This is a genomic window from Luteibacter sp. 9135, assembly GCF_000745005.1.
Classification (GTDB): Bacteria; Pseudomonadota; Gammaproteobacteria; order Xanthomonadales; family Rhodanobacteraceae; genus Luteibacter.
Window position 1 is genome coordinate 1,325,543 of the sequence record NZ_JQNB01000001.1, and the last position, 6,958, is coordinate 1,332,500.

Annotated in this window: 7 protein-coding genes (1 of these 7 only partly in view); 4 read left to right on the top strand and 3 right to left on the bottom strand. The window is 66.6% G+C overall.

Annotated elements, in window-relative coordinates:
* Nucleotides 1-7: 7 nt before the first annotated feature.
* Complete coding sequence (locus FA89_RS05635) at nucleotides 8-508, bottom strand: GNAT family N-acetyltransferase (RefSeq protein WP_036139044.1); 501 nt, start codon at nucleotides 506-508, stop codon at nucleotides 8-10.
* 58 nt (nucleotides 509-566) lie between these two features.
* Between FA89_RS05635 and FA89_RS05640 the strand changes: the two genes are divergently transcribed.
* The 3 genes from FA89_RS05640 (at nucleotide 567) to FA89_RS05650 (ending at nucleotide 3,031) form a co-directional block, all read left to right on the top strand.
* Nucleotides 567-1,337, top strand: coding sequence for an exodeoxyribonuclease III (locus FA89_RS05640; protein ID WP_036139048.1), 771 nt, complete (start codon nucleotides 567-569; stop codon nucleotides 1,335-1,337).
* Complete coding sequence (locus FA89_RS05645; protein ID WP_036139050.1) at nucleotides 1,334-2,638, top strand: AmpG family muropeptide MFS transporter; 1,305 nt, start codon at nucleotides 1,334-1,336, stop codon at nucleotides 2,636-2,638. The genes FA89_RS05640 and FA89_RS05645 overlap by 4 nt, the downstream gene beginning before the upstream one ends.
* Before the next feature lie 81 nt (nucleotides 2,639-2,719).
* On the top strand, nucleotides 2,720-3,031 hold the full coding sequence (locus tag FA89_RS05650) for a ribbon-helix-helix protein, CopG family (RefSeq protein ID WP_036139052.1): 312 nt from the start codon (nucleotides 2,720-2,722) through the stop codon (nucleotides 3,029-3,031).
* On the opposite strand, the gene FA89_RS05655 is transcribed toward FA89_RS05650, so the two are convergent.
* On the bottom strand, nucleotides 3,028-4,164 hold the full coding sequence (locus FA89_RS05655) for an anhydro-N-acetylmuramic acid kinase (protein ID WP_036139055.1): 1,137 nt from the start codon (nucleotides 4,162-4,164) through the stop codon (nucleotides 3,028-3,030). The two genes, FA89_RS05650 and FA89_RS05655, sit on opposite strands and share 4 nt — an antisense overlap.
* A gap of 3 nt (nucleotides 4,165-4,167) precedes the next feature.
* A complete protein-coding gene (locus FA89_RS05660; RefSeq protein ID WP_036139057.1) occupies nucleotides 4,168-5,646 on the bottom strand; it encodes an OapA family protein in 1,479 nt (492 codons plus the stop codon).
* A gap of 181 nt (nucleotides 5,647-5,827) precedes the next feature.
* Here FA89_RS05660 and tyrS point away from each other — a divergent pair, with 181 nt between their 5' ends.
* A protein-coding gene (gene tyrS, locus FA89_RS05665) for a tyrosine--tRNA ligase (protein ID WP_036139060.1) crosses the window boundary here: on the top strand, nucleotides 5,828-6,958 show its 5' portion. 75 nt of this gene lie beyond the right edge of the window; only the first 1,131 of its 1,206 coding nucleotides appear in the window; it begins with the start codon at nucleotides 5,828-5,830; its stop codon lies off the right edge, out of view.

The following is a 6,958-nucleotide window of genomic DNA, read 5'->3' on the forward strand; positions in this document are numbered from 1 at the left end:
GGATCTCTCAGTGGGTCCAGGGGTGCAACGGGCGCCACATCACGTATTGCGGGCCGGCCGGACCGCCATGGTACAGCTCGTCGTCTTCGCGATAGCCCGCGCGGCGGTAGAGGTGCACGGCGGCCTCGTTGCGCAGGTTCACCGTCAACACGATGCGCTCGCGGTCGGGATGGCGGCCTTCCACATAGGCCTGGATGGCATCCAGGGCGCGGCGGCCGAGGCCCTGTCCCTGCCGGCCCGCGTCGATCATGAAAGAGCGCAGCGCCACCGCGCCCTCCGCCAGCGGATGATCGCCCAGGGCGGTCGCGCGCCGGTCGATGCGGACGTAGCCGACCACCATCTCGTCGACCAGCAGCGCCAGTGCCTCGCTACCCGGGCACACCGCGGCATCGGCCAGCGAATCGGCGGTGCGCCCGGCGAACGGCAACTGCCCGGGATGCACGGCCACCGCGAGGACGGCGGCGCGAAGTTCGGCGGTGACGGGCATGACGCGGACAGGCGGGCTCATGCGCGCATTGTAGGCGCAGGTATGATGGGCGGGTCATCGAATGCCCGATCAAGGTCCCATGCGCATCATCTCGCTCAACGCCAACGGTATCCGTTCCGCCGCCACCAAGGGTGTCTTCGAATGGTTGCGTACGCAGGAGGCGGACGTGGTCTGCCTGCAGGAAACCAAGGCCCAGGAATACCAGCTCACCGACCCGATGTTCCGGCCCGACGGACACCATTGCTTCTACCACGATGCGCGAAGCAAGAAGGGCTACAGCGGTGTCGCGATCTACTCGCGCCGTGAGCCGGACGAAGTGCGCGTGTCGCTGGGCCGCGAGGATTTCGACTGCGAAGGTCGCTATATCGAGGCGCGCTACGGCAACCTCAGCGTGGTGTCGTTCTATATCCCGTCGGGTTCCTCGGGCGACGAGCGCCAGCAGTACAAGTTCCGCGTGATGGAGTGGCTGACGCCGATCCTCCGCGAATGGGCGGCCAGCGGGCGCGACTACGTGCTGTGCGGCGACTGGAACATCGTCCACACCAAAAACGACATCAAGAACTGGACCTCCAACCAGAAGAACTCCGGCTGCCTGCCCGAGGAGCGTGCCTGGCTCGACCTCCTGTTCAAGGAGATCGGCTGGATCGACAGCTTCCGCGCGCTGAAGCCGGAGGCGGTCGAGTACACCTGGTGGTCCAACCGCGGCCAGGCCCGCGCCAACAACGTGGGTTGGCGGATCGACTACCAGATCGTGACCCCGGGCCTGCGCGATCGCCTGCGCGACTGCTCGATCTACCGCGACGAACGCTTTTCCGACCACGCGCCCTTCATCGTGGACTACGCCGAGTGAGCGATACCGCCGCGGCGCCGCGCTACAAGGGCTTGCGTGGTATCGCCGCCGCGTTCGCCCAGCCGGGCGCCGTCACCCTGCTTTTCTTCGGTCTGGCATCCGGGCTGCCGTTCCTGCTGGTAGGCAACACGCTGTCGGCGTGGCTCAAGGAATCGGGTGTCGATTACGGTGCGATCGGCGTCGCCAGCTACGTCACGTTTGCCTATAACTTCAAGTTCCTGTGGGCGCCGCTGGTCGATAAGTGGCGTCTGCCGCTGTTCGGTCGCCTGGGCCTGCGTCGCGGCTGGCTGATGTTCGCCCTGCTGTTGCTGGGTGTCGGCCTGCTCGGCATGGCCTCTTTCCCGCCGACGCTCTCGCTGGCGCGCTTCATGGCCGTCACCCTGGTGGCCGCCTTCGCCGGTGCCACCATCGATATCGTGGTGGATGCCTATCGCGTGGAGATCGCGCCCCCCGAGGCCCAGGGCGCGCTGGCCGCCACCTACACCCTCGGCTACCGGTTGGGCCTGATCGCCGGCGGTGCCGGCATCCTGCTCGTGGCCGATGCGCTCGGCTGGCAACGCGGCTACGTGGCCATCTGCGCCTTGCTGGTCATCCCTGTCATCGCCGTGCTGCTGGCCCGCGAGCCGGAACATCGCGTGCGCGAGCGTGTGCCCATGCGGGTAGCGATCCAGGAGGGGTTCGTCGGACCGTTCCGCGATTTCCTGTCGCGCTACGGGCTGGGGCTGGCGCTGGGCCTGCTGCTGTTCGTCGCCCTGTTTCGCCTGCCCGACCAGATGCTCGGGGTCATGGCGTACCCCTTCTACCTGGACGCCGGTTTCAGCAAGACCCAGATCGCCGAGGTGTCGAAGGTGTACGGCGTGATCGTCGGCATCGTCGGCGCACTGCTGGGCGGCTGGGCGGTCACCCGCTTCGACATGCGCCGCCTACTGGTGATCTCCGCCATCGGCGTCGCGGTGTCCAACCTGCTCTACCTGCTGATGGCGATGAACCCCGGGCAGACCTGGGCGTTCGTGGCCACCCTGTCCGGCGACAACTTTGCCCAGGGCTTTGCCGGGCCCGTGCTGGTGGCCTTCATGTCGGGGCTGGTCAACCGCCGGTTCACCGCGACGCAGTACGCGCTGCTGAGTGCGCTGGCCAACCTGCCGGGCAAGCTGCTGGGAGGGCTTTCGGGCTTCCTGGTCAAGGATTCGGGCTACGCGGCGCTGTTCATCGTCAGCACCGTATCCATCGTACCCACCCTGGTCCTGCTGGCGCTGCTGTGGCACCGGATGCCGCGCCCCATGGCCGTCGAAGCGGTGTAGGCCGCACGGCCGGTTTTGGTCACCGGCCGGATGTGTGTAAGATTTCCGGCACAGGGGGCATGCGCGAGGAGTAAAACGCACGTGCCAGATATTATCGTGAGACACATCGACGAGCAGATGGCCGAGCGGATCAAGTCGCTCGCGCGCGAGCGCCGCTGGTCGATCAACGAAGTGATCCTCCACGCATTGCGCTACGGGCTGGGTCTCAGTCCCGGCGACGTGTTCAGTGAACTGTTGCTCGAGCCCGGCGACATCGCGCACCTCACCGGTGCCTGGGATGCCCAGGAGCAGGCCGCTTTCCAGGAGGCACTGTCCGCGTTGACCCAGGCCTCGCCGTCGTCCCTGGCGGACGCGGCAGCGCGTAGCGACGCGAGCCCCGCCGAGCGGGTCTAGCCGCCGAGCGGTCCTGATGCAGGCGCCGCATAGAGGGCGCCCAGTAGTCGCGGGCCGCGCGCCCCGGTCACGACCGGCAGGTTGCCCGGTTCGCCCCGCAGGCGGCGATACGCCAGCCAGGCGAACGCCATGGCTTCCAGCATGTCGGGGTCGATGCCGAAATCGGTGCTCATCCGCAGCCGAGGGCCATCCAGTCGATCGGCAATGGCCTGCATCAGGCCCGCATTGTGCACACCACCCCCGCAGGCGACGACGTCGATGGCGTCGGGCGCGTGCCGTTCGATCGCTTCCACCACGCTGACCGCGCTCAAGGCCAGCAGGGTGGCCTGCACATCCTCGGGGGGCAGTTCGCCCACGCGGGAGTGTGCCGCCAGCCAGACGAGATGGAAGTGTTCACGTCCCGTGCTTTTCGGTGGAGCGAGCGCGAAATACGTATCGGCCAGCAGTTCGCGCAGCAACGGCGCATCCACACGGCCCGACGCGGCGAAACGTCCGTCGCGATCGAAGGCTTCCCCCCGATGCCGCAGGCACCAGGCGTCCATCAGGCCATTGGCGGGGCCGGTATCGAAACCCGTCACGCCGCCGTCGGCGTCCAGCAGGGTGATGTTGGCGATGCCACCCAGGTTGAGTACCACGCGCGTGCCGGACACGGGGCGCAACACCGTGGCGTGGAAGGCCGGCACGAGCGGAGCGCCCTGGCCACCGGCGGCGACGTCAGCGCGGCGGAAATCGGCCACGGTGTCGATGCCGGTGCGTTCCGTGATCACCGAGGCGTCGCCGATCTGCAGGGTGAAGGGGTGGTCACCGCCGGGACGGTGGCGGATCGTCTGGCCGTGCGAGCCGATCGCGGTAACGTCGGAGCGGGCGACGCCGGCTTGTGCCAGCACGGCCTGGGCCGCTTCGGCGAAGGCCATGCCCACGGCCACATCGAGCCGGCCATAGCGGTCCAGGTCGAGGCGTTCCTCATCCTGCGCCACGGCCAGGATCAGCTGGCGCAGGGCGTTATCCCAGGGATACGTGAGCCCGGCGACGAGGGCCGGGCGTTCGTTCTCGAAGCGGACCAGCGCGGCGTCGATGCCGTCGGCGCTGGTCCCTGAAATGAGGCCGATGTACAGGCCGTCCGCACGCGCCATGGATCAGTCGGCGCCGTTCGCGCCGGTGTCGGCACGGGCGAGCTTGGTGCTGTTGTCGATCTGCTTCAGGCGGGCCAGCTGCGGTCCGACCACATCCTTCCGGAACTTCGCCAGCTGGGCGGCCGGCAACGGCTCCGGCTTCGGCAGCGTCACCGTCTGCGGATCGCGCTGCACGTTGTTGACGCGGAATTCGTAGTGCAGGTGGGGACCGGTGGCCAGGCCGGTCATGCCGACGAAGCCGATGGTGCTGCCCTGGCTGACCCGCTGGCCCACGCGCAGGTTGGCGAACTTGGACATATGGCCGTAGGCCGTGCTGATGGTGGCGTTGTGCTGGATCACTACGAAGTTGCCGTAGCCGTTCATCCAGCCGCGGAACTTGACCACGCCATCGCCCGCCGCATGGATCGGCGTGCCGGTGGGGGCCGCGTAATCCACGCCCTTGTGCGCGCGCATCTTGCCCAGGATCGGATGCATGCGTCCGGCGCTGAACTGCGAGGAGATACGGGTGAAGTCGACCGGGATACGCAGGAACGAACCGGTGAGCGGCCGCCCTTCTTCACTGTAGTAGCTGTATTTGCCGTCGCCGTTCTTGTAGCGGTAAGCGGTATAGCGCTTGCCCTGGTTCACGAACTCCGCGGCGGAGATATCGCCGTCGCGCAGGAACGAGCCGTCGCTGTACACATCGTCGTAGATGACGGTGAAGCTGTCGCCGACGCGCAGGTCCTGCACGAAGTCGATGTCGAACTTGAACACCTCGGCCAGCTTCAGCACCATCGCGTTGCTCATGCCGGCCTGGGAGGCCGCGCCGAACAGGGAGCCGTCGATGACACCGTGGACGATGTGCTCGCGATGCTGCACGTCGCGCGTCTGCGTCGTCAGCTGGGGCTTGTCGCCGTCGATGCGCAGAGTGGCGATGGTGGCTTCGTCCTGGTCGAAGCGCACGCCCTCGAGGGTGTGGTCGTCGCCGACGAGGAACTGGAACTCCTGGCCCGGCTTGATCTGGTGGAACACTTTCGCACCGCCGGCACCGTCGATCACGTGCTGCAGGTCGGTCATGGTCAGACCCTGCGCCAGGAAGATATCGGCGAGGGTCTGGCCCGGCTTCACCTGCACCGTCTGCCATTGTTCGATCGGGGCGATCGGCTTGATGGACGCGGGGTCGATCTTCGGCAGGGCCAGCGGAACCACCGCGTGGGACTTCGACAAGGCCATGGGCACGGTAACCGCGGAACCGGTCACCGTCGTCTGCTTCTTCATGGCGCCGGCCCAGGCAGGGATCACCAGGGCGGAAAGGATGACCAGGAGGAACGCCGTGCCGGCGAGAATCCAGCGCTCACGACTCCAGCTCAGCGGCTCGGCCGAGGCGTTACGACTGAACGACCAATGGGCGCGCGAGTCGTAGAAGTGCGAATGCCTGCGCTGTGCCTTGCGCCGGATGGCCTGCTTGCGGGCGCTGTGTGCCCTGCGGTTTGCGTCACTCATCGTCTTTGTCTATCCGCTCGCCCCGAGTTGTCGCGTACCATAACGGCCGCGTGTAAAGGCCGTCAACGCCTTTTCCATCAAGGCTTTGCAACACATCGTGGGGTTAACGCACAATTAACCCCCACGCCGTCTTCACTGACAAATGTGAAGGACGCAGAACTACATCCATTAGAGAGAACGCATGAACGAGCTGGAGCAGGCCCTCGCGCTGATCGCGCGTGGCGCGGACGAGATCATCAAGAAGGACGACCTCGAGGCACGGCTCAAGACGGGTCGCCCCCTTCGGATCAAGGCCGGATTCGACCCCACGGCCCCCGACCTGCACATCGGCCACACCGTGCTGCTCAACAAGATGCGCCAGTTCCAGGACCTGGGGCACCAGGTTATCTTCCTGATCGGCGACTTCACGGGGATGATCGGCGACCCCACGGGCAAGAATGCCACCCGCAAGCCGCTCACCCGTGAGGATGTGCTGGCCAATGCCGAGACCTACGCCGAGCAGGTGTTCAAGGTGCTGGACCGCGAGAAGACCGAGCTGCGCTTCAACGCGGAGTGGTTCGGCAACATGGGGGCTGCGGACATGATCCGCCTTGCCGCCACCCATACGGTGGCGCGCATGCTGGAGCGCGACGACTTCGCCAAGCGTTACAAGTCGGAGCAGCCCATCGCCATCCACGAGTTCCTCTATCCGCTGGTGCAGGGCTACGACTCCGTGGCCCTCAAGGCGGACGTCGAGCTGGGCGGCACCGACCAGCGGTTCAACCTGCTGATGGGGCGCGCCCTGCAGGAGCACCACGGCCAGCCGCCGCAGATCGTCCTGACCATGCCCCTGCTGGAAGGCCTGGACGGGGTCAACAAGATGTCCAAGTCCCTGGGCAACTACATAGGTATCAACGAGCCAGCCATCGATATCGTCACCAAGACGATGAAGATCGGCGACGACCTCATGTGGCGCTGGTTCGAATTGCTCAGTTTCGACGTATCGCTGGATGAGCTGGCCGCCATGAAGGCCGACGTCGCCTCCGGCACGCTCAATCCCAGGGAAGCCAAGCTCCGCCTCGCCCGTGAACTGGCCACGCGCTTCCACGATGCCGGTGCCGCCGAGCAGGCGATCGCCGGCTGGAACGCCGTGGTAACGGGGCAGGGCGATACCAGCCTGCTTCCGCTTGCAGAGATCGCCGTGCCCCCTGAAGGGTTCCGTCTGGCCTCCCTGCTTACCGCCGCGGGCGTCACGCCCAGCAACTCCGAGGCGAACCGCAAGCTCAAGGAGCGCGCGGTGCGTATCGACGGAGAGGTGGTGGAAGATGCTTCC